The organism is Pseudomonas sp. WS 5071, assembly GCF_012985765.1.
GTDB classification, from domain to species: domain Bacteria; phylum Pseudomonadota; class Gammaproteobacteria; order Pseudomonadales; family Pseudomonadaceae; genus Aquipseudomonas; species Aquipseudomonas lundensis_A.
The window spans coordinates 1-874 of the sequence record NZ_JAAQWY010000085.1 but is presented as its reverse complement, the minus strand read 5'-3'; the positions used below and the strand labels follow the sequence as shown (position 1 = coordinate 874).

Annotated in this window: 1 protein-coding gene; it reads right to left on the bottom strand. The window is 56.4% G+C overall.

Annotated elements, in window-relative coordinates; translation table 11 throughout:
- Positions 1–853, bottom strand: a protein-coding gene (locus tag HBN61_RS22320; protein WP_086005488.1) for an IS5 family transposase whose coding sequence is annotated in 2 segments (ribosomal slippage) — positions 1–509 and positions 512–853 — 851 coding nt annotated over the 2 segments. Because the reading frame shifts where the segments join, the coding sequence is not laid out codon by codon here. This gene is flagged as partial in the annotation.
- Positions 854–874: the final 21 nt, after the last annotated feature.

Here is an 874-nt window from a genome sequence, read left to right as displayed (position 1 = left end):
TAGGCTCTGTACGTAAAGTATTGTCGCAAGCACCGCATAGCGCAGGCCAATGAGACCATCGCCGCAAAACTTGTTGCGAGCTTGTCGAAGCGCGTCACGATGCGACGGTTCTCCTTCAGCCAGCCAAACATGCGTTCGATGATGTTGCGCTGCCGATATTTGGGGCGATCAAAAAGTCGAGGCAATCCTGGCTTGGTTTTGCGCTTCATGCTTCGCAACGGAATGACTGGCTGCATGCGATAACGATCACAATACTGGCGCAGCGCTTCAGCGTCGTAACCCTTGTCAGCCAGCAACCAGCGGCAACGCTTGCGTGGGCGACCGCGCAGGCTGGGTATGCAAGCCTGATCGAGTAGCGGTTGGGCATAGGCTATATCGCTGGCTTGTCCGCCTGACAACAGGAAACGCAGAGGCACACCATTGGCGTCGCACAGCATGTGAATCTTGGTCGTCAGGCCACCCCGGCTGCGCCCGAGCGCGTGGTCTTGCGGTTCTTCAAATCCCCTTTTTTCCCGGCACCTGATGAGGCCCGGGTTGCTCGTACGGCAGTGGAGTCGATCATCCATGTTTCCAAGTCAATCAAACCCTGCTCATTCAATCGGATATGAAGACGCTTGAGCATCTGATCAAAAGCTCCGCAATCACGCCATCCCCGGAACCGTTGATAGATCGTTGACCAAGGGCCGAATCGTTCGGGCATGTCTCGCCAGGCTGCGCCAGAGCAAAGCACCCAGAGAATACCGTTTAGCATCAGGCGATCATCGGCCCGAGGGCGCCCGGTGCGCTGATTTTTGGTGAAGATATCTGCAACCAGATCCCAGGCTGCGTCGGGGAGTTCATACCGCTTTGCCATCTTGGCCTCCTGGCTTTAATG